18 protein-coding genes are annotated in these 20,775 nt (G+C 64.6%); 8 read left to right on the forward strand and 10 right to left on the reverse strand.

The features are described 5' to 3' along the window. Position 1: 1 nt before the first annotated feature. The 6 genes from H9L17_RS15400 to H9L17_RS15425 form a co-directional block, all read right to left on the reverse strand. A complete protein-coding gene (locus H9L17_RS15400; RefSeq protein ID WP_187570286.1) occupies positions 2-1,099 on the reverse strand; it encodes an OprO/OprP family phosphate-selective porin in 1,098 nt (365 codons plus the stop codon). A gap of 142 nt (positions 1,100-1,241) precedes the next feature. Continuing rightward, positions 1,242-3,524: a methyl-accepting chemotaxis protein gene (locus H9L17_RS15405; RefSeq protein WP_187570287.1), complete on the reverse strand. Its 2,283-nt coding sequence runs from the start codon at positions 3,522-3,524 to the stop codon at positions 1,242-1,244. Between the two features lie 108 nt (positions 3,525-3,632). Next, positions 3,633-4,133, reverse strand: coding sequence for a chemotaxis protein CheW (locus tag H9L17_RS15410; RefSeq protein ID WP_187570288.1), 501 nt, complete (start codon positions 4,131-4,133; stop codon positions 3,633-3,635). Between the two features lie 142 nt (positions 4,134-4,275). Beyond that, positions 4,276-5,433, reverse strand: coding sequence for an isovaleryl-CoA dehydrogenase (locus H9L17_RS15415; RefSeq protein ID WP_187570289.1), 1,158 nt, complete (start codon positions 5,431-5,433; stop codon positions 4,276-4,278). Between the two features lie 158 nt (positions 5,434-5,591). Next, positions 5,592-6,689: a Glu/Leu/Phe/Val dehydrogenase gene (locus H9L17_RS15420; RefSeq protein ID WP_187570290.1), complete on the reverse strand. Its 1,098-nt coding sequence runs from the start codon at positions 6,687-6,689 to the stop codon at positions 5,592-5,594. 168 nt (positions 6,690-6,857) lie between these two features. Further along, positions 6,858-7,676 carry a ChaN family lipoprotein gene (locus tag H9L17_RS15425; protein WP_223158065.1) on the reverse strand — a complete coding sequence of 273 codons (819 nt, stop codon included), beginning with the start codon at positions 7,674-7,676 and terminating at the stop codon, positions 6,858-6,860. Between the two features lie 83 nt (positions 7,677-7,759). On the opposite strand from H9L17_RS15425, the gene H9L17_RS15430 reads away from it, so the two are divergent. The 5 genes from H9L17_RS15430 (at position 7,760) to H9L17_RS15450 (ending at position 14,025) form a co-directional block, all read left to right on the forward strand. Continuing rightward, the gene (locus H9L17_RS15430) at positions 7,760-11,200 is read left to right on the forward strand and encodes a methylmalonyl-CoA mutase family protein (protein WP_187570292.1); all 3,441 of its coding nucleotides are present in this window, start codon (positions 7,760-7,762) and stop codon (positions 11,198-11,200) included. Between the two features lie 77 nt (positions 11,201-11,277). Next, positions 11,278-12,342, forward strand: a complete 1,065-nt coding sequence (locus H9L17_RS15435; RefSeq protein WP_187570293.1) for an STAS domain-containing protein — start codon at positions 11,278-11,280, stop codon at positions 12,340-12,342. Next, positions 12,323-12,682 (forward strand): STAS-like domain-containing protein, encoded by a 360-nt coding sequence (locus H9L17_RS15440; RefSeq protein WP_187570294.1) that lies wholly within the window; start codon positions 12,323-12,325, stop codon positions 12,680-12,682. Before H9L17_RS15435 ends, H9L17_RS15440 begins: the two co-directional genes overlap by 20 nt. Before the next feature lie 2 nt (positions 12,683-12,684). Then, positions 12,685-13,170 (forward strand): hypothetical protein, encoded by a 486-nt coding sequence (locus H9L17_RS15445; protein ID WP_187570295.1) that lies wholly within the window; start codon positions 12,685-12,687, stop codon positions 13,168-13,170. A gap of 78 nt (positions 13,171-13,248) precedes the next feature. Continuing rightward, positions 13,249-14,025: a hypothetical protein gene (locus H9L17_RS15450; protein WP_187570296.1), complete on the forward strand. Its 777-nt coding sequence runs from the start codon at positions 13,249-13,251 to the stop codon at positions 14,023-14,025. A gap of 66 nt (positions 14,026-14,091) precedes the next feature. On the opposite strand, the gene H9L17_RS15455 is transcribed toward H9L17_RS15450, so the two are convergent. Both H9L17_RS15455 and H9L17_RS15460 read right to left on the reverse strand, forming a co-directional pair. After that, entirely contained in the window at positions 14,092-14,538 is a 447-nt protein-coding gene (locus H9L17_RS15455) for a hypothetical protein (RefSeq protein ID WP_187570297.1), read from the reverse strand. A gap of 24 nt (positions 14,539-14,562) precedes the next feature. Next, a complete protein-coding gene (locus tag H9L17_RS15460) occupies positions 14,563-15,303 on the reverse strand; it encodes a transposase (protein ID WP_187570298.1) in 741 nt (246 codons plus the stop codon). Between the two features lie 226 nt (positions 15,304-15,529). Between H9L17_RS15460 and H9L17_RS15465 the strand changes: the two genes are divergently transcribed. After that, positions 15,530-17,164, forward strand: coding sequence for a sensor domain-containing diguanylate cyclase (locus tag H9L17_RS15465; protein WP_187570299.1), 1,635 nt, complete (start codon positions 15,530-15,532; stop codon positions 17,162-17,164). A gap of 202 nt (positions 17,165-17,366) precedes the next feature. Here H9L17_RS15465 and H9L17_RS15470 read toward each other — a convergent pair whose 3' ends face one another. After that, a complete protein-coding gene (locus H9L17_RS15470) occupies positions 17,367-17,900 on the reverse strand; it encodes a carboxymuconolactone decarboxylase family protein (RefSeq protein WP_187570300.1) in 534 nt (177 codons plus the stop codon). A 119-nt stretch (positions 17,901-18,019) separates the two neighbouring features. Here H9L17_RS15470 and H9L17_RS15475 point away from each other — a divergent pair, with 119 nt between their 5' ends. Then, positions 18,020-18,901, forward strand: a complete 882-nt coding sequence (locus tag H9L17_RS15475) for an AraC family transcriptional regulator (protein ID WP_187570301.1) — start codon at positions 18,020-18,022, stop codon at positions 18,899-18,901. A gap of 323 nt (positions 18,902-19,224) precedes the next feature. On the opposite strand, the gene H9L17_RS16185 is transcribed toward H9L17_RS15475, so the two are convergent. After that, the gene (locus tag H9L17_RS16185; protein ID WP_281401899.1) at positions 19,225-19,359 is read right to left on the reverse strand and encodes a hypothetical protein; all 135 of its coding nucleotides are present in this window, start codon (positions 19,357-19,359) and stop codon (positions 19,225-19,227) included. Between H9L17_RS16185 and H9L17_RS15480 the strand changes: the two genes are divergently transcribed. Beyond that, positions 19,358-20,725 (forward strand): hypothetical protein, encoded by a 1,368-nt coding sequence (locus H9L17_RS15480; protein ID WP_187570302.1) that lies wholly within the window; start codon positions 19,358-19,360, stop codon positions 20,723-20,725. The two genes, H9L17_RS16185 and H9L17_RS15480, sit on opposite strands and share 2 nt — an antisense overlap. Positions 20,726-20,775 lie beyond the last annotated feature (50 nt).

Raw genomic sequence — 20,775 nt, forward strand, 5'->3', positions numbered from 1 at the left:
CTCAGTAGGTGAGCTGCACGCGCAGGCCGGCGGTCAGCGGATCGTTGGCGACGCCGCGGCGGTCGCTGTCGTACTGCAGGAGGTTGGCGATCACCCGCACGTTCGGATGCGGGTAGCAGGTGGCGGCCAGGCCCCAGCTTTCGGCGCGGCCGCCGCGCATCGCCGGGCCGTCGTCGAGGTCGATCACGCCCCAGCGCAGCGCCAGCTCCCAGCCGACGTGGCCCTTCGGCGCGGGTGCGGTCGCCACGCCGCGCTTGTAGCTGCGGCCGTCGCCGGTGGGCGACCAGGTCAGCTGCACGGTGCTGGCGTCGCCGCCGAGGTCGCCGGCATCGCGGCGCAGGAAGACCTTGGCGGTTTCGGCCTGCAGCGACCACGCGCCGCGCACCCACAGCCCCTCGACGGCGGCGCGGTCGATCCGGTCCACGCCGGCGATGGCGCCGGTGGAGGCCAGCCGCAGGTCGCTGAGCGTGGTGCCGGCGTTGAGGCTGTAGCTGGCGCTGTCGCTGCGCGGCGATTCGCTGGCCAGGCTCAGGCCGACGTGCGCGCTGTCCTCCTTGCCGGAGCGCAGCAGCCAGGTGCCGCGCAGGCTGGCGCCCGGCGAATCGCTGGTGCCGTCCAGCCGGTGCCCGAACACCGCCGCGTTGAACGTGCCGCGCTTGCCCCAGCGCGCGTATTCCGCGCCGATCCGGCGGCTGATCACGAACGCGCCGACCGGCGAGGCTTCCAGGAACGCGGTCTGCTTGTCGGCGATCGCGTCCTCCAGCGCGAACGGCTGCTTGAACTGGCCGATGCGGAAGGACTGGCCTTCGCCCGGCGTCAGTTCGAGGTAGGCGTCGGGCGGCGTCTTGTCGGCGAAGTCGTGGTCCAGCACCAGCTGCCACTTCTTGTTGTCGCCCTTGATGCGCAGGCCCAGCCGCGCCCGGCGGAAGCCGTCCTCGGTCTGCAGCGAGCCGAGGTCGGAATCCACCCGCGCCCATTCGTACTGGAGGTTGGCGGTGGGGGCGATGTCGAACGGCAGGCCGGAGGCGGCGGCGGGCGCGGCGCAGGCCGCGAGCAGGGCGGCGGCAAGCAGGGCGCGGCGCGGGATGGGGCAGGGCATGCGGGTCTCCAGAGGCGTGCGTACGCGGACAGCCGCCCGGTCCCGCTGACGCACGGCGAGGGCGTATCCCGTTGATACGGCCGTGCCGGACGTTTCTTGAGCCCGATGCGCGACGCCGGCCATGCAGCCGGCGTCGGGTGGCTCAGAACTCCTGCCAGTCGTCCCCTTCGGCCTGGGGCGGCGCGCTGCGCTTGACCGGCTTTGGCGCGACGGCCGGCTTCTTCGCCGGCGCCGACTGCGACGGAGCCGCCTTCGGTGCCGGCTGGGAAACCGTTGACGCCGACGCGTGCGCGGTCGGACGGGCGGCGGAGCTTTCCAGCCGGAACATCGCCACGGCTTCGACCAGCTGACGCGCCTGCTCCTCCATCGAGCGCGCTGCCGCCGTCGCTTCCTCGACCAGCGCCGCGTTCTGCTGCGTCGTCTCGTCCATCTGGGTAACGGTCTGATTGACCTGTTCGATGCCGCTGCTCTGCTCCTGCGAGGCGGCGGAAATGTCCGCCATGATGTCGGTGACGCGCTGCACGCTGCCCACGATCTCGGTCATGGTCTGGCCGGCCCGTTCCACCAGGGCACTGCCTTCCTCGACCTGCATCACCGAGTCGATGATGAGCTGCTTGATCTCGCTGGCCGCGCCCGCGCTGCGCTGAGACAGCGCGCGCACCTCGCCTGCGACCACCGCGAAGCCGCGGCCCTGCTCGCCGGCGCGCGCCGCTTCCACCGCCGCGTTCAAGGCGAGGATGTTGGTCTGGAAGGCGATGCCGTCGATCACGCCGATGATGTCGGCGATCTTCTTCGACGACGCCTCGATGGCGCTCATCGTCGCCACCACCTGTTGGACCACCTTGCCGCCCTGCGCGGCCACGCCGGCCGCACCCTGCGCCAGCTGGTTGGCCTGGCGCGCGTTCTCGGCGTTCTGGCGCACGGTGGAGGTGAGTTCCTCCATCGATGCCGCGGTTTCCTCCAGCGACGCCGCCTGCTGCTCGGTGCGCTGCGACAGGTCGTCGTTGCCGCTGACGATCTCGCGGGTGGCGGTGTTGATGTCGGCGGCGGAGGCCTGGATGCGGCCGACGATGTCGGTGAGCTGCGTCACCGTCGCGTTGGCGTCGTCGCGCATCTTCGCGAACACGCCCTGGAAGTCGCCTTCCATACGCGCGGTCAGGTCGCCGCGGGCGATGGCCTGGAGCAGGGACGACGTCCGGGCCAGGTTGTCGTCGGTGGTCTGCATCAGCGTGTTGAGGCTGAGCACGATCTCGCGGAAGTCGTACTGGTAGCTGTCGGCGTCGCCGCGCAGGCTGAAATCGCCGTTGGCGGCGGCGTCGCCCAGCCGGCGGATGCCCTGGCTGATCGCGCTCAGGTTGCGCTTGATCGTGGCCATGGTCTCGGTGATCTCGGCCTTCTCGCCGGGCAGCTGCGGCATGTCCTGGCTGAGGTCGCCGATGGCGTAGCGCTGGGCCAGCTCGATCACCTGCATCTTCACGCCGATGTGGCCGGCGACCAGCTGGTTGGTGCCGGCCACCATGGCGCCGTAGTCGCCGGGGAAGGCGTCCGCGTCCATCCGGTAGCTGATCGTGCCTTCCTCGTGCCGGCGCTCCATCTCGCGCTGGGCGGCGAGCACGGCCTGGATCGTCTCCTGCATGCCGCGCATGCTGCCGAGCAGCTGCCCGCATTCGTCGCGCGAGGTCTGCACGATGGCGTTGTCGAGGCGTCCTCGGGCGATCGCGTCGGCCACCGAGGTCGCCCGGCGCAGCGGGCCGACGATGCGGTCGCCGATCAGCCAGCCCAGCCCGAACAGCGCCACCACCAGGAGGCCGCCGGCCAGCGTCATGATCCCGGTGAAGCGCCACGCCTGCGCCTGCACGTCGTCCATGTAGACGCCGGTGGCGACCACCCAGTTCCACGGCTGGTAGAGGCGCGCGTAGGCCATCTTCAGCACCGGCGCGTCGCCGTGGCCGGGCTTGGCCCAGTGGTAGGTGGTGAAGCCGTCGCCGCGCCGCACCGATTCCAGCTGGTCGTAGAACAGCCGGTCGCCGTGCTCGGTGCGGTAGTCCTTCAGGTCCTGCCCGACCAGGTCCTTGCGCAGCGGATGCATCAGCATCCGGTTGCCGGTGTCGAGGACGTAGAAGTAGTTGTCGTTGTCGTCCGTGTGCATCGTGCTCAGCGCGGCCAGGGCCTGCCGCTGGGCGTCGGCGCGCGGAAGCTTGCCGTCCTGTTCCAGCTTGCGGTAGTGGTCGAGCACGCTGTTGGCGAGCTGCACCCGGATGTCCAGCGCGATCTTGCGCGTCTTGTTGACGTCCAGGTACTGGAAGCGCGCGGCGATGACGGCGACGGAAATCACGCCGATCGCGCTGATCAGGGTGAGCAGGATCAGCTTGCGCTGGACGGACAGGTTGGCGAGGGCGCGCGACAGCGACGTGAGGATGCTCATTGCGGGGCTGAAGACCGTGGCAAGAGGGCGCGCGTCGGGGCCGCCCGGGGAATCTGCGGGTGTCCGGAAACGATGATGCCGGCGCAGGGGCCGGCATCGGATGCGGCGTCAGGCCGCTTGCGCGGTGGCGTTGTCGACCACCAGGCCCATTTCCGTGCTGGTCATCAGCCCTTCGATGTCGAGCAGGATCAGCATGCGCTCGTCCAGCGCGCCGATGCCGGTGAGGAAGCGGCGATCGATCCCGGTGCCGACTTCCGGCATCGACCGGATCTGCTCGCCGGTCAGCTGCACCACGTCGGACACGCTGTCCACCACCATCCCGACCACGCGGTCGGCCACGTTCAGCACGATCATCACGGTCAGCGCGTCGACCTTGGCCTCCAGGCGGAACTTCACCCGCATGTCGATGACCGGGACGATGGTGCCGCGCAGGTTGATCACGCCCTTGATGTAGTCCGGCGCGTCGGGCAGGCGGGTGACCGCGTCGTAGCCGCGGATCTCCTGCACCTTGAGGATGTCCACGCCGTACTCTTCCTTGCCCAGGGTGAAGGTGAGGAATTCGCCGGCCGTTGCGGTTTGGGCGGCGAGGGGTGCGGCAGGTGTGCTCATGTCAGGTCCGGATGCAAGTCGACATGCACGGAATCGGCAGGTCGCGGCATTTCTTGAGTGCCATCGCTGGAATGGCCGGAACCGGCCGCCTGCTTCGGTTGAAAATATTCGCCCGGATGAAATTTCCGGGCGTGGCGCCGACTCAGTGGTTGCCGGCGAACAGCTCACGGCCGATCAGCATCCGGCGGATCTCGTTGGTGCCGGCGCCGATGGCGTAGAGCTTGGCGTCGCGCAGGATCCGGCCGGTGGCGAATTCGTTGATGTAGCCGTTGCCGCCCAGCGACTGGATGGCCTCCAGCGCCACCTGCACCGCCGCCTCGCTGGCGTGCAGCAGGCAGGCCGCGGCGTCGATGCGGCTCTTGTGGCCGGCGTCGTAGTCGCGGGCGACCTGATAGGCGAAGGCGCGGCTGGACTGCAGCGCCGTGTACATGTCGGCGATCTTGGCCTGCATCAGTTCGAAGGTGCCGATGGCCTGGCCGAACTGGCGGCGTTCGCGCACGTAGGGCAGGGCGATGTCCAGCGCCGCCTGCATCAGGCCCAGCGGGCCGCCGGACAGGACCAGGCGCTCGGTGTTCAGGCCGCTCATCAGCACCTTGACGCCGTTGTTGACCTCGCCCAGTACGTTCTCGGCCGGGATTTCGCAGTTCTCGAACACCAGCTCGCAGGTGTTGCTGCCGCGCATGCCCAGCTTGTCCAGCTTCTGCGCGGTGGAAAAGCCCTTCATGCCCTTCTCGACGATGAAGGCGGTCATGCACTTGCTGCCCAGCTCGCGGCTGGCGGTGCGCATGTAGACGATGAGGACGTCGGCCTCGGGGCCGTTGGTGATCCACATCTTGTTGCCGTTGGCGATCCACACGCCGCCCTTCAGCTCGGCGCGGCAGCTCATCGAGCCGACCACGTCGGAGCCGGCGCCCGGCTCGCTCATCGCCAGCGCGCCCTTCCACTCGCCGCTGCACAGCTTGGGCAGGTACTTCGCCCGCTGCGCGTCGTTGCCGTTGGCGTAGAGGTTGTTGACGCAGAGGTTGGAATGCGCGCCGTAGCTCAGGCCCACCGAGCCGGAAGCGCGGCTGATCTCCTCCATCGCCACCAGATGGGCGAGGTAGCCCATCTCGCTGCCGCCGCAACCGGCGGGAACCGTCATCCCCAGCAGGCCCAGCTCGCCGAGCTTCGGCCAGAGGTCCTGCGGGAACCAGTTGTCCTCGTCGATCTTCGCCGCGCGCGGGGCGATTTCCGCGTCGGCGAAGCGGCGCACCGCCTCGCGCAGGGCATCGATGTCTTCGCCGAGGGGAAATGGGCGCATGGAATGTTTTCTACTTTGCGTTGAAATGGGCTCCGCAGAGCCCCTCTTGAGTCAAGGGGGGCGCCGCGACAGCGGCGGGGTATGTGGAGGCGACTGGCCGGGGCCCGAAGTTTGCTTCGCAAACTTCGGGGGATTGATCCGGGCCCAGCCCGCATCAATCAGGCCCGGATGCGCCCCTGGAAGCGCGTCCGGCCGCGACCCAGCGGCAGCTTCAGCTTGCCGATCTTCTCGATGCGCTCTTCGGCCAAGCGGTCGGCGGCGCGATAGGTCGGGATGCCGTCGCGGTCGGCGATCTCGTAGATGCGCGACAGGTTGTGGTAGATCGTGCGCATCATCCGCATGGCGCGCTCGCGGTTGTAGCCGTCCAGCTCCAGCGCCACGTTCATCACGCCGCCCGCGTTCACCGCGTAGTCCGGCGCGTACAGGATGCCGCGGCGGACCACTTCGTCGCCGATCTCGTTGTTCGCCAGCTGGTTGTTGGCCGCGCCGCAGATGACCTTGCACTTCAGGCGCGGCAGGGTCTGCTCGTTCACGGTGCCGCCCAGCGCGCAGGGCGAATACACGTCGGCCGGCACGTCGTAGATGTCGTCCAGGCCCACGGCCTCGGCGCCGTATTCGGTCACGGCCTTCTCGACCAGCGCCGGGTTGATGTCGGTGACGAAGATCTTGGCGCCGCGTTCCTTCAGCAGCTTCACGTATTCCATGCCGACGTGGCCCAGGCCCTGCACGGCGTAGGAATACTTGCCCACGTCCTCGTCGCCGAACTGGCGGTTCAGCGTCGCCATCAGGCCCTGCAACGTGCCGTAGGCGGTGAACGGCGAGGGATCGCCGGAGCCGCCGTGCACCTGGTGCACGCCGGTCACGTACTCGGTCTCGCGGTACACGTATTCCATGTCGTTGACGTCGATGCCGACGTCCTCGGCGGTGATGTAGCGCCCGCCCAGCGACTCCACGAATTGGCCGAACGCGCGGAACAGCGCCTCGGACTTGTCGGTGGCCGGGTTGCCGATGATCACTGCCTTGCCGCCGCCGATGTTCAGGCCGGCCACGGCGTTCTTGTAGGTCATGCCGCGCGACAGGCGCAGCACGTCGTTCAGCGCCTCCGCCTCGCTCTTGTACGGCCACATGCGGGTGCCGCCCAGCGCCGGGCCCAGCACGGTGTTGTGGATGGCGATGATCGCCTTCAGGCCGGCGTCCTTGTTGTGGCAGAACACGACCTGCTCGTGGCCGTAGATGTCGAGCGTTTCGAAGATCATTGCAAAAACTCCGGCCGGCGCCCGCCGCGTGCAGCGGAACCGGTGGCTGTGGGAATGGAAACGGAAATGTGCTGCGGCCGGGCGGACTCCCCGCCGCAGCCCGACATTTTAAGCCATTCCCCCGTCGCGGGCCTGTATACGCGCCGGTACGGCGCGCGGGCGCCGCTTTCAGCCGGCCGGCGTAGGCGCCTTGAAGCCGGCGCAGGGATCGGGCCGCTGCGTCGCCGGGATGCGGTGCGCTTCGTCGAACGCCGCGGCGTCGGCGGCCGGTTCCAGGAAACCCACCGCATGCGGATGCAGGCCATCGCGGCGCAGCCAGAACGGCACCGCGATGTCGCCGCGCACGTGGCCGTTGCCGGCGATCAGCACCACGCCCGAGGCCGCGTGCGTGCGCAGCGTTTCGGCCATCACCACGTCGCGGGCGATCTGCGCCTTCGCCATCGGTGAGACCATCGCCTCCGGCAGCATGCCGCAGTGGCTGTCGCGCACCTCGCGCTCCTGCGCGGCCAGCACGTCGGCGGGCAAGGCACCCAATTGGTAGTGGGCGATCAACTCGGCCGGCAGCGCGGCGGCGAAGCCGTCCTTCACCACCTGCGATGCGTCCGCGCGCGACAGGTTGGCGGCCAGCAATGGCAGCTTGTATTCCAGCGCCAGCGCGATTACCGGCTTGTAGTAGGCCCACGTCCAGCTCGCCTTCGGCGGCGCGGCGCGGGCGATCACGCAGTCGGCGTCCGCGCATTCGGCTATGGCCGCGTCCAGCGCCGGCTGCTGCGCGGTGTCGAACTGCTCCATCGCGATCGCCGGCCGCCAGCCGGCCTCGATCTTCCCGCGCAGCAGCGCCGCGCGCGCGGCGTGGCCGGCGGCGCTGTCGTGCACTTCGCCCAGCAAAAGCACCGGCTCCGATGCGGGCGGCGCCGGCGGCGCGTGCCGGCAGGCGGCCAGCGCGACGGCGAAGACAAAAGGCAGCAACAGGAGGTGAGGGCGCATGGGCGGCGGATACGGTGGCGTCCGGGCCATCCTAACCCGCGCGCTACAATCGGGGATTGCCATTCAACGTGTGGATGCAGTCCATGAGCACCCCGGCCGAAACCCTCCCGCAGCCGCAATCCGAAGCCACCCCGCTGCGCTTCGTCACCGCCGCCAGCCTGTTCGACGGCCACGACGCCGCGATCAACATCATGCGCCGGCTGATCCAGTCGCAGGGCGCGGAGGTGATCCACCTCGGCCACAACCGCAGCGTCGAGGACGTGGTGCGCGCGGCCTTGCAGGAAGACGCCGACGCCATCGCGCTGTCGTCCTATCAGGGCGGCCACGTCGAATACCTGAAGTACATGGTGGACATGCTGAAGGAGCGCGATGCCGCCCATATCCGCGTGTTCGCCGGCGGCGGCGGCACCATCACGCCGGAGGAAATCCGCGAGCTGGAGGCCTACGGCGTCGAACGCATCTACCACCCCAACGACGGTATGAAGATGGGACTGGTGGAAATGATCGAGGACGTGGTGCGCCGCGCCGGAGCCGCGCGCCTGCCGGTCGACAAGCCGCACAAGGTCGGCTTCGACAACGAGATCGAGATCGGCCGGATGCTCTCGGCCATCGAAGAGTCCGCGCTGGACGAAAGCGAACTGGCGCGCCTGCGCAAGGAATGGGCGCTGGCCGGCGGCAAGACCCCGGTGGTCGGCATCACCGGCACCGGCGGCGCGGGCAAATCGTCGGTCACCGACGAACTGCTCAACCGCTTCCTCGCCAACTTCCCGGACATGCACGTCGCCGTGGTCAGCGTCGATCCCACCCGCCGCCGCACCGGTGGCGCGCTGCTGGGCGACCGTATCCGCATGAACTCGCTGCGCTCCTCGCGCGTGTTCATGCGTTCGATGGCGACCCGCCGCCAGCACATGGCGACCAATATCGTCTTGAAGGACTGCATCGCCTTCCTGAAATCGCTGGGCTATGACCTCGTGATCGTCGAGACCGCCGGCATCGGCCAGAGCGATTCGGAGATCGTCGATCTGGTCGATTTCCCGATGTACGTGATGACCAGCGATTTCGGCGCGCCCAGCCAGCTCGAAAAGATCGACATGCTGGACTACGCCGAACTCGTCGTGCTCAACAAGTTCGACAAGCGCGGCGCGGAGGATGCGCTGCGCGACGTGCGCAAGCAGTGGAAGCGCAACCGCGTGGCGTTCCAGACCAAGGACGAGGACGTGCCGGTCTATCCGACGATCGCCTCGCAGTTCAACGATCCTGGCCTGAACTGGATGTTCGCCAACCTGTGCCGCCTGCTGCGCGAGAAGCTGGCGCTGGATGCCGGCCGCTGGTCGCCGGCGATCAATACCGAACTGAAGGAACCGCGCGCCACCGTGCTGATTCCCGGCAACCGCGTGCGCTATCTCGCCGAGATCGCCGAGCAGGGGCGCGGCATCAATGCGCGCATCGAATCGCAGGCCGAGATCGCCGACCGCGCGCAGTCGCTGTGGGAGGCGCTCAAGGAACTGGGCGACGACAGGCTGCCGAACGCCCTCGACCTCTACGCTGCCGAAGCGCTGACCGAAGGCGACGACCGCAGCCTCAAGACCCTGCGCCAGCGCTACAACGACGCCATCCAGTCGCTTGATTCCGAAGCCCTGCGCCTGCTGCGCGAGTGGCCCGCCCGCCTGAAATCCATCGTCGAGCCGGTCAACGAATACCAGGTGCGCGACAAGACCATCCGCGTCGAAAACTACCGCGAATCCCTCAGTCACCAACAGATCCCGAAGATCGCCGCCCCCACCTACAAGAGCTGGGGCGAACTGCTGGTGTTCCTGCAAAAGGAAAACCTGCCCGGCGCATACCCCTACACCGGCGGCGTCTATCCCTACCGCCGCACCGGCGAGGATCCGATCCGCATGTTCGCGGGCGAGGGCACCCCGGAGCGCACCAACCGCCGCTTCCACTACCTCAGCGTCGGCCAGCCTGCCGCGCGCCTGTCCACCGCCTTCGACAGCGTGACCCTGTACGGTGAAGACCCCGCGCCGCGCCCGGACATCTACGGCAAGATCGGCAACTCCGGCGTCAACATCCCCACGCTGGACGACATGAAGAAGCTGTACTCCGGCTTCGACCTGTGCGCGCCGACCACCAGCGTGTCGATGACCATCAACGGCCCCGCGCCGATTATCCTGGCGATGTTCATGAACACCGCCATCGACCAGCAGGTAGAGAAATACCTGAAGGCCGACACGGCGCGCTGGGCGGATGCGCAAAAGAAAATCGACAAGCTGTTCGAGGGCAAGGCGCGCCCGCGCTACGAAGGCGACCTGCCGCAGGGCAACGACGGCCTCGGCCTCGGCCTGCTGGGCGTCTCCGGCGATCAGGTGGTCGATGCCGACACCTACGCTCGCATCAAGACCGACACGCTCAAGACCGTGCGTGGCACCGTGCAGGCCGACATCCTGAAAGAGGATCAGGCGCAGAACACCTGCATCTTCAGCACCGAATTCGCCCTGCGCATGATGGGCGACATCCAGCAGTACTTCGTAGACAACGCCGTCCGCAATTTCTATTCGGTGTCGATCTCCGGCTACCACATCGCCGAAGCCGGCGCGAACCCGATCAGCCAGCTCGCCTTCACCCTGAGCAACGGCTTCACCATCGTCGAGTACTACTTGGCGCGCGGCATGAAGATCGACGACTTCGCGCCCAACCTGTCGTTCTTCTTCAGCAACGGCATGGATCCGGAATACACCGTCATCGGCCGCGTCGCCCGCCGCATCTGGGCCCGCGCCATGCGCGAACGCTACGGCGCGTCCGCGCGCAGCCAGATGATGAAGTACCACATCCAGACCAGCGGGCGCTCATTGCACGCGCAGGAAATCCAGTTCAACGACATCCGCACCACCTTGCAGGCGCTGTACGCCCTGTTCGACAACTGCAACAGCCTGCACACCAACGCCTACGACGAAGCCATCACCACGCCCACCGAAGAAAGCGTGCGCCGCGCCGTCGCCATCCAGATGATCATCAACAAGGAACTGGGTCTGAACTTCTGCGAGAACCCGTGGCAGGGCAGCTTCATCGTGGACAAGCTCACCGACATCGTGGAAGAGGCGGTCTACAAGGAGTTCGAGGCCATCAGCGAACGCGGCGGCGTGCTGGGCGCGATGGACACCATGTACCAGCGCGGCAAGATTCAGGAAGAAAGCCTGTACTACGAGCACAAGAAGCACGATGGCAGCTTGCCGCTGGTGGGCGTCAACACCTTCCTGCCCAAGGAACACGGCGGCGACATCGTCACCGAGATCGAGCTGATCCGTTCCACGGAAGAGGAGAAGGGGCAGCAGATCGCGAACGTGGCGGGGTATCAGGGCAACCGGAACGGGTATGCGGCCGAGGGCTTGCGTGTGCTACAGGCCACCGCCCGCGAGCGGCGGAATGTGTTTGAATCGCTGATGGAAGCGGTGAAGACGCATTCGCTGGGGCAGATCAGCCATGCGTTGTATGAGGTGGGCGGGGAGTATCGGAGGAATATGTGAGGCCGACCGAATAGGGGGGGTGGTCTTTGTCCGGAAATCGAAGTCAGAATCCTAAAAATCGATGGCGCCAGATTGCATTGTCCGAAAAGCGTGGGGTCAAGCGCAATGCGCGAAAGGGGCGTCGCTACTACGCGGAAAAATGGTTAGAGCACCAGCCCAGGAAGAATCCGAAGTTTCATGTCAAAGGGAAGTCAAGAGGCAAGAAAGTAATTGAGTTCCCAGATTCGCTAACGATTGAATCCGAGCAGGACGTAAATGTAGTTGTCTCACTGCTTGGCTCAATTCGTGAAGCTGCTTTAAAAGGGCATTTCAAGAGAATTGTGCTTGATCATTCTGGGGTTCGAGTAATGTCTCCAGAAGTCGCTCTCATGCTGGTTGCTGAAATACAGAGGTGCGAGGCCTATTGTGGAACTCGCACCGTGATAACTGGGACACATCCTAGAGAGCATGCGGTCACGGAACTTTTGTCTGAGATTGGGTTCTATGAGGCACTGTCTATCAAGGAGCCCGTCTTACCTAAAGCCTATCAGTCAAGAACTTACGTGCAGGTTGAGCGTCGGAACAAGACGCTTCCTAAGGTCGTTGACTCGCTGCTTGAGTGTTTTGCAAAGGTATTTGAGTTTGATGATGCTGACCGGAAGCGACTTCACGTTGCCCTAATTGAGTGTATGGATAATGTTTTCGAGCATGCCTACGACCCCAAGTCGCACCTGCCTCACCTTTACAAGGAGTGGTGGCTGATTGGGTATGCGGATCACCAGCAATCGGCAATTGGGTTTGCTTTTTATGATCAGGGTGCTGGAATTCCAGCGACGATACGAAAAAAGAAGTCTGAGCGGGTTCTTCAGAAGCTGGTTGGATGGTCGGATGGTCAGTGGATTGATAGAGCGGTAAGGCGTCCCATATCGAGACACAATTCCAAACGCAGAGGTCATGGTCTGGATAAGCTTAAGAGGTTTCTAGACTCCTTGGGTGTTGAAGGCTCGTTAAGGGTTATTGCGAACAAGGGTGATGTTGAATTTTCCACGAGTGGCGGAAATGCTAAAGTGGATACCATCGAAGGTGGGTTAAATGGATCTCTCATCGTATGGACACTGCGTGGCATTAAGACAGAGCCCGTTAGTGAACGATCAAGTAGCTGAGGCTGATATGCCAAGAGAATTCGTATATTCCGTGGCTAAGAGCTATACGAGATTCCCGGGCGGGAGGCGGCGCAAACATGGCGAGCATTCCGGGGAGGAATTTCGCGAAAGCGTGGTCTTGCCATTGTTGGCCCAATACGATCTCATTACGTTTGACCTGACTGGAAGTGCGGGCTACAGCTCGGGCTTTTTGGATGAGGCGTTCGGGGAGCTTGGTTCGATTTTAGGTTTTAAGGAAGCTCGGCGCAGAATCAAAATCGTTGCTGATGACGATCCTGATGCGGTCGAAACTGCTTGGCAGCGAATAAGAGATGCTGCTAGTGAAAAGAGAGGTCACTAATTGTGGGGGCGTCGCAGGGGGCGGCGGCCGGAGCGCCTTGGTGGTTGACGATATGTCTTCCGATTTTAACGGCGGTGATAGCTCACCACCTTACATTGCATCGCGAGAGGCAAAAGAGTGGGCGCGATTGGCAGCAGCGCTGGCTTGACGATGCGAAGAAGCTTATATCGAAAATTTCAGACAGCGCCGTTTCCCATTATGTTGATTCAGGAGCCATAGTTAAGACTCCTGTTTCTGCGAGCTTGATTATTAGTGATATCAAGAGGCTCGGGGGGCTGTTGCGGGAGGCGTCATGCTTAGATCCAAGCCATGCGAAATTGACTTTTGATGCGCTGGCTGCATTCAATGATTCAATTACTGCTCCGGATGATTTCCAGGATGCTTCACGTCAGGTTCGGGATCCAAATGACGGGCTTTGCACACGGATCCAGGAGTGCGAGCAAGCTCTCTTGGTTGTGATTCAGAAGCCGAGGAAAAAACGCGACTGAGCCGGGGGAACGTGTCGGGGAACGGGGTCAGAAAAAGGTGTCAGGGGCAGTTGCTGCGAGAACATTTTCGGGGGTTAAATGCTCAAGTTTTATATTCGCCGCATGCTAATTCTCGCCATCATGGCTTTCGCCTTCGCAGGCTGTAAGCCTGCGCCGGTCACGTTGCAAGGATCTGCATTCATCGTCACAGAGGGTGGCGTCAACTACAAACTTGGCCTCGTTGAGGTGCGTGCATTCAATAGCACGGCCGCGCTTCCGGCGTTGGCTCAATCCGAACATGCGCTCAACGAAAAGTCGAAGAAATTGTCGGAGGCTATTGCTCAAGCCGCTCGCCGTGAAAAAGAGATCAACGATGAGATCAATCCACTTAAGGCTGCGCTAAAGAAAGCGGAGTTTGATCCTTCTTTTGTGGGCTCATCAAGTGGCAGGTTGCAAGAATTACTTAGGCATGCAGAGCTCCTGTCTCAAGAATTGCTAAATGAGAGGCTTCTCGAACTTCTAAGGAAGCAGGCTGGGGAGGGGACGGGTAAAAAAATCATCCACTGTATGGAGCTGGCAGAGTTGCTATCAGCTAGTGGCATCCTCAAGACCTTGCCTCAGCCAGTCTCCATTGCCAAGACTGATGCGGATGGCCGTTTCCAAATGACACTTGAGCAAGGAGATTATGTCATTGCTGCCCTTGCACGACGGCAGGTTGCTAGTGGTCATGGCGAGAGATATGCGTGGTTTATCCCACTGCATGTCCAATCAGACACGCCTGCTTCCGCACTAATGCTGAGCAACGATAATCTTGCAGCATCTGGTACCAAAGCGAGCCTCATACAGATCGGACGGCTCCCGGCAGAGTGCGATTAAGAAAACAAGAGTTAGAAGAAGACACGAAAACAGGGGTCAGGAAAACAGGGGTCAGAGTCGACTTTCTCAGGGTTTGCCAAGACTGAGCTGGGTCTGCTCTGGGAATGGGCGCTGCTCCACCTTGGCTTTCCTTGGTCGACCAATCTTCTGCGGCCCAACGCTCCGCCCAAGTTGCTCCTCAATGGCCTGCCGGAAGCGCTCGCTTCCGTAGACGTGCTGGCGTTGCAGATAGAGGCGGATGGCGTCGACATCGTCCGGGTTGACGGCCGCCATGACCATGTCGCGATACAGGTGTTGGCACGTTGCGGGATCGTCGGATAATGCCAAGTAGGCGGAATGCGGATGCACCAACGGATCGGCGTCACCGAAGGCCAGCGCGTGATGGCTGGACCAGCGGTATTCGCGCGGATCGGCGACCATTGCGGCGCGCAGGGGGTTGAGCTCGATATAGCGATGGCAGTGCATGAGGTAGTCGCCATCGCCGACCAAGCTGGCCTTGTAACGGCCTTCCAAAAACAGGGGTCAGAGTCGGCTTTCTCAGGGTTTGCCAAGACTGAGCTGAGTCTGCTCTAAGGATGGGCGCTGATCCTCCTCGGCTTTCCTTGGGCGCCCGATCTTCTGCGGCCCCACGCTCCGCCCGAGTTGCCTCTCGATGGCCTGCCGGAAGCGCTCGCTCCCATAGGCGTGCTGGCGTTGCAGATGGAGGCGGATGGCGTCGATATCGTCCGGGTTGACGGCGACCATGACCATGTCGCGATACAGGCGTTGGCGCGTTGCGGGATCGTCGGACAATGCCAAGTAGGCGGAATGCGGGTGCACCAACGGATCGGCGTCACCGAAGGCCAGCGCGTGATGGCTGGACCAGCGGTATTCGCCCGGATCGGCGATCATTGCGGCGCGCAGGGGGTTGAGCTCGATATAGCGATGGCAGTGCATGAGGTAGTCGCCATCCCCGACCAAGCTGGCCTTGTAACGGCCTTCCCACAGCGTGCCGCTGCGGTGATGCGTGTCGTTGATGTAGCGGACGTAGCGCCGGCCAAGCGATTGCAGCGTGCGCGACACGGCGTGCGGGTGCTGCGGGGTTAACAGCAGATGCACGTGGTTGGTCATGAGCACGTACGCATGCACCGCGCAGCCTTCGCTCAGAGCGGCTTCGCGTAGCAACGTGTGGTAGCAGAGGTGGTCCGCTTCGGTGAAAAAGCAGGGCTGGCGGTCGTTGCCGCGTTGAACGACATGGTGCGGGATGCCTGGAAGATCGATGCGGGGAGGGCGGGGCATTGGGCTGGCCTGCGCGATGGGACATCCGCAGGTTCGCGGCGAGGGCGTTTGGCGTCGATCAGGCAAAAGAGCTGATGGTCGTCGGGAAAGTCGACTCTGACCCCGCTTTTGGACCCCGCTTTTGGGAAAGTCGGCTCTGACCCCGCTTTTGCGGGAATGTGACGGGATCGTCTCTCATGCGGGCGCATGCTGGACTGCCCGATTACCCTCGGTGACCATAGCCCGTATGCCCGCCACGCCCACGCCGTCCGCACATCTACTGCAACTGCTGCCCGAGGCGGTGGTGCAAACGGATGCGCTGTGGGAGATCACTTACCTGAACCCGGCTTGGCACAAGCTCACCGGCCATCCGGTGGAGGCGGCGCTTGGCCGATCCCTGCTTGAATTCGTGCATCCCGACGACGTCGGCACCCTGCGCTCGGGCATGCCGGTGTTCCGGCTGCGGTTCGCCGACGGGGACTATCGCTGGGTGCGCCTGCAGCTCCACCCGGAGTCGGACGCGGCGAACCGGGTGATCAGCCGGCAGGGCGTGCTGATCGAGATCACCGAGGTCACCGAGCAGGTGCTGGTGGAGATCCGCCAGCGCTTCCTGCGCCTGCTGGAAACCATCGATGGCGTCGTCTGGGAGGCCGAGCTCGGCGTGGGCAATACCTTCCTGAGTCCGCAGGTCGAGCGGCTGTTCGGCTACACCGTGGAGGAGTGGCGCTCCGACCCGCGCTTCTGGCGGATGCATGTGCATCCCGACGATCTGGCGGAGGCCCTGGTCATCGACGATGCCGCGTACAACGCGACGCACAGCTATGCGTACGAGATGAGTTACCGGCTGATCGCCAAGTCCGGCAAGGTCGTGTGGGTGCGCGACCTGTGCCGCGTGGTGGTCGAGCCGGAGCGGCCGAACCGCATGATCGGCCTGATGATCGACGTGACCCGGCAGAAGAACACGGAACTCGAACTGCTGCGCTCCGACAACCGCTATTCGCTCGCCACCCGCGGCTCCAACGACGGCATCTGGGATTGGGACCTGCGCACGGACGTGCTGCATGCGTCCGAGCGCTTCCACGAGATCGTCGGGCTGGACGGCATCGATCACGTGCACGACGGTGGCTGGAGCTTCCTTGAGCGGCTCATCGATCCCGATGACCGCGAGCGCGTGCAGGCGGCCTATCGCTGGCACCTGTCGGGGAACCGCCCGAACTTTTCGGTGGATTTCCGCGCATTCCACGGCTCGGGGCGGCTGGTGTGGGTCAACTGGCGCGGGGTTGCCCAGTTCGAGGGCGGCGTTGCCGTGCGCATGGCGGGCTCGCTGAGCGATCTGGCGGAACGCGGCAGTTCCTACGACGCCCTGACCAACTTGCCCGGCCGGCCACTGTTCCGCGACCGCCTCGCGCATGCCATCGCGCTGCACCGGAACGAGGCGGCGAGAGGCGGCGACGCGCCGGCACGCGGTGGAACCACGATGTTCGCCGTGCTGGTGCTGGACCTCAACCGGTTCAAGGCCGTCAACGATACCCACGGGCATCATGTGGGCGACCAGCTCTTGCAGCAGGTGGCGCGCCGGCTCGAAGCCTGCGTGCGGACGGGCGACCTGGTTGCCCGGATGAGCGGCGACGAGTTCAACGTGCTGCTCGAATCCATCGACCCCGCCGAAGCGGCCGACCGCGCCCGCCAGATCGCCGCCGCCCTCGCCGTGCCCTACGAAATCGGTGCGCAGACCGTGACCAGCGGCGCGAGCATCGGGTTGGTCAGCAGCGAGTCCGGGTTGGCAACCATCGACGACTATCTGCGCGCCGCGGACACGGCCATGTACCGGGCCAAGAGCCGGTCATTGGGTGTCTGCGTTTTTTCGGTGGAAGAAAGCTGAGGGCGGAAACTAGGGAACCCGGTTTGCTTGTCCGTTTTGCAGAGCACGAAACAGGGATCCATGAAACCCGGGTTTCGGCGTTCAATCCGCGCCTGGCGGCAGACGATGCATCAGGCGAGGGTTTCGTGCCGGCGGAAGAAATCGGTGCCGGGACAGTTCGCCCCGGCGCCGATTCGTAAGGCGGGATCAAGCCCGCAAGGACTTACTTCAGGGCGACCCTCGGGAAATCGACCGGGATGTCCAGGGCGACATTGATGTAGTTGGTGAAGAGGTTCAGGGCGACGTGGGCCAGGATCTCGACGATCTGTCCGTCATCGAATCCGGCCTTGCGCAATCCGGCGATGTCGGCGTCGTCCACCTGCGCGCGCCGTTCGACCACTTTCAGGGCGAAGTCGAGGGCGGCGGCGGTTCTGGCGTCGCTGGACGTGCCGACTTGGGCGGCGGCCATGTCGGCAGCGGACGCGCCGGCGTTCTGGCCAAGCACGGTGTGCGCCGCCAGGCAGTATTCGCAGCGGTTGCGGTTGGCGATGGCCACGGCGATCTGCTCGCCGAGCCTGGCGCCGAGGCTGCCCTTGCCGAGTGCGCCGAAGGCGGCCCACATGCTCTGCAGGGCGGCAGGCGAGTTGGCCACGGCCTTGAACATGTTGGGCGTGGCGCCGAAGGCCTGCTGGATCTGGGCCAGCAGGGGCTGGCTGGCGGCGGGGGCGGATTGCGATTCGAGGTTGACGCGGGACATGGCGATCTCCTGAAGAGGTCAGGTGGTGGAAAGGACACCCCGACGGGGCTTGCGCAGTGTGCGCGGATCGCCTGTATGATTTGGATCAATTCGTACTTTAAAAGCATCTTTTCGTACAGATGAGCGCGCAGCCTCCCATCGACCGCCTTTCGGGCCTCCTCGAGCGTTTCCGCGTCCGCGCGCAACTGCACCATTCGGGCACGCTGTGCAGGCTCACGCATTTCGACGCGAGCGAAGGATTCGCCTACCTGCACGTGCTGCGCCGTGGCTGGCTGGAGGTCAGTCATCCGCATGCGCGCGACCTGCCGAATGCGATGCGTTTCGACGAACCGACGCTGTTGCTGTATCCGCGTCCCCGCACCCATCGTTTCAGCGACACGCCGCGCGACGGCGCCGATCTGACCTGCGCGCGATTGAGCTTCGAGGGCGGCGCGGAAAATCCGTTGGCGCGTGCATTGCCCCCGCTGGTCGCGCTGCCGCTGGCGCGGGTGCCGGGGCTGGAGCCGGCGCTCGGCCTGCTGTTCGCGGAAACCGACCGGGTGCGCTGCGGCCAGCGCCTGCTGGCCGACCGGTTGTTCGAGGTGGTCGTGCTGCAACTGCTGCGCTGGCTGCTGGATCATCCACAGGAGGCGGGCGTGCGCCCCGGGCTGATCGCGGGCCTGTCCGATCCGCGCCTCGCGCGCGCGTTGGTGGCGATGCACGACGCTCCCGGCGAGCCGTGGACGCTGGAGCGCATGGCCGAGCGTGCGGGCATGTCGCGCACGGCTTTCGCCAATGCGTTCCGCGAACGCGTGGGGCAGCCCCCGGCCGACTATCTGGGCGATTGGCGCATGGCCTTGGCGCAAAGCCGGCTGCGCGATGGCCGGCCGGTCAAGCTGCTGGCCGAGGAATTGGGGTACGCGAATCCTTCCGCCCTGTCGCGCGCCTTCGTGGCCAGGGTGGGGATGTCGCCTCGCGACTGGCTGGCCAGGATGGCGGAGAGCGGCAGGGTGGAAACGTAGGGGAATCAAACCGGGAGGTAGCAAGCCACCTAACGCCTTCCCGCATGGATGCTTCCGACCACGGTGGGGACGCCATCGCCGGATTTGTCTTTTCGCGATGCTCTGCTTGCTGCCCTGCATGCGGCCCATGCCAAGGGCAACGTCAACGCGTCCTGGTTATTCCTGTTGTTGCCGCCTAGACATCAATTTCCTCCATTTGTCCCATTTGTTCATCACCCGCCGTTGGTTCCCACTGACCGACCGTGCGCAGGGGAGCGCGCGACTCGGAGGTGCGGTTCGCATTGTCGATGGTGTCCTGCGTGGCGCCACCGCGATCACTGATTTCAAGGGAGGAAATGGATGATGAGCAAGTTGAAGCCCAGCTTGTTGGCGGCAGGCGTGCTATTGGCGGTTTCGGGACTGGCGGCGAAATACGCCGTCTCCGGCGATGCCTTTTCAACCATGCAGATGCCGAGCATGAAGGCACTGCGAGCGGCGACGCCGTATCAGGACAACAACGGGCAGGTGCCGCCGCGCGGCGTCTATTCCGGGCCTTTGTTCAAGCTCAGCCACGACTGGCCGACGTCACCATTGCCGCCGATCGGAAAGACGCCGTGGCAGGAGGCGATCGGCAACGGGCCGATCACGGTGGAGAATGCGTCCGCGTATGCCGCGGTGCTGAAGGCTGCGGTCGCGGACAACGCGAAGCAGCTGATCATGCGGCACGACCAATGGGACGCGGCCAAGGCCGGCTGGTACAACGAACCGTGGGTGGGCAGCCTGCGCGAGGCGATCAGCGGGACGTATCCCGCGGGCACGTTCGGCCCGTCGATTTTCCCCGGTACCGGGCTGCGCGCCACCTTCAATACCCACGTTCTGACCTATTACGACAAGCGTGCAGCCTATTCGCTGCGCGACTTCTGGGGCGAATCGTCGATGAAGCCGGCGCTGAAGACGGAGAAGGCCCAGTTCCAGGAGGGCGCGATCATCGTCAAGGCGGCGTTGTTCGCATCCGCCGATCCGAAGGTGAAGGCCGATTGGTGGGACGCCATGGCCGGCGCCGCTGCATGGAGCCTGTACCTGCCTGTCGGCAGCGAGAGCAAGCCGCAGGTTTGGCCCGGCTACGTCGCGCAGTTCGACATCATCGTCAAGGACAGCCAGTCGTCCCCGACCACCGGCTGGGTGTTCATGACGCTGGTGTACGACAAGGATGCACCCGGCGATGTCTGGGACAAGATGGTGCCGCTGGGCGTGCAGTGGGGCAACGATCCGCAGGCGACCTCTCCCGACATGCCGCTCAAGGAGAACTGGAACAACCCGAAGGCGCCGCTGTATTCCACCCAGACGCTGGGTTGGGGCGGGCGCCTGACCGGGCCGAACGACGGCGGGCGCAACGATATCGCGGTGGATGGGAAGGTCATCCGCAATGCGCCGAACTCCAGCTGCATGAGCTGCCACAGCACGGCGGAATGGAGCACGACCAGCAACCGGATGAATTCGTTCCTGCTGCCGTCGTTCGCGACCAAGGCCGCGCCGTACTTCCAGCTGTGCAATGACCAGGGCAAGCCCGATCCGAACGGCACGGTGATCTGCTCTCCGGCGCCGGGGTCGAAGGAATGGATGAAGTGGTTCCAGAACCGGCCCGGCACCGAAGCGATGGATCCGGATTCGTTTGCCGTGGACTTCGATGAAGTCTTCTCATTCAAGTCGCTCAAGCTCTGGTGGGCGGCCGTTGGTCCGGTGGAGCAAGTGGCGCCGATGTTGATGCGTACCCCGGCTCAGGGGCCGCGCTTCAACCAGTACACCGGCGCACCGTTGCCGAAGGCGGAGGACGAGAGCAGGTAGAGCGGGGAAAGCGGGGCCAGCGGCGCACCTGCGCGCTGGCCTCGTTGCCT

Source organism: Thermomonas brevis, from assembly GCF_014395425.1.
Lineage (GTDB): Bacteria > Pseudomonadota > Gammaproteobacteria > Xanthomonadales > Xanthomonadaceae > Thermomonas > Thermomonas brevis.

Coding starts and splice junctions, on each gene's coding strand:
- H9L17_RS15400 (WP_187570286.1), bottom strand. CDS start 1,099: ATGCCCTGCCCCATCCCGCGCCGCGCCCTGCTTGCCGCCGCCCTGCTC.
- H9L17_RS15405 (WP_187570287.1), bottom strand. CDS start 3,524: ATGAGCATCCTCACGTCGCTGTCGCGCGCCCTCGCCAACCTGTCCGTC.
- H9L17_RS15410 (WP_187570288.1), bottom strand. CDS start 4,133: ATGAGCACACCTGCCGCACCCCTCGCCGCCCAAACCGCAACGGCCGGC.
- H9L17_RS15415 (WP_187570289.1), bottom strand. CDS start 5,433: ATGCGCCCATTTCCCCTCGGCGAAGACATCGATGCCCTGCGCGAGGCG.
- H9L17_RS15420 (WP_187570290.1), bottom strand. CDS start 6,689: ATGATCTTCGAAACGCTCGACATCTACGGCCACGAGCAGGTCGTGTTC.
- H9L17_RS15425 (WP_223158065.1), bottom strand. CDS start 7,676: ATGCGCCCTCACCTCCTGTTGCTGCCTTTTGTCTTCGCCGTCGCGCTG.
- H9L17_RS15430 (WP_187570292.1), top strand. CDS start 7,760: ATGAGCACCCCGGCCGAAACCCTCCCGCAGCCGCAATCCGAAGCCACC.
- H9L17_RS15450 (WP_187570296.1), top strand. CDS start 13,249: ATGCTCAAGTTTTATATTCGCCGCATGCTAATTCTCGCCATCATGGCT.
- H9L17_RS15460 (WP_187570298.1), bottom strand. CDS start 15,303: ATGCCCCGCCCTCCCCGCATCGATCTTCCAGGCATCCCGCACCATGTC.
- H9L17_RS15465 (WP_187570299.1), top strand. CDS start 15,530: ATGCCCGCCACGCCCACGCCGTCCGCACATCTACTGCAACTGCTGCCC.
- H9L17_RS15470 (WP_187570300.1), bottom strand. CDS start 17,900: ATGTCCCGCGTCAACCTCGAATCGCAATCCGCCCCCGCCGCCAGCCAG.
- H9L17_RS15475 (WP_187570301.1), top strand. CDS start 18,020: ATGAGCGCGCAGCCTCCCATCGACCGCCTTTCGGGCCTCCTCGAGCGT.
- H9L17_RS15480 (WP_187570302.1), top strand. CDS start 19,358: ATGAAGGCACTGCGAGCGGCGACGCCGTATCAGGACAACAACGGGCAG.
- H9L17_RS16185 (WP_281401899.1), bottom strand. CDS start 19,359: ATGCTCGGCATCTGCATGGTTGAAAAGGCATCGCCGGAGACGGCGTAT.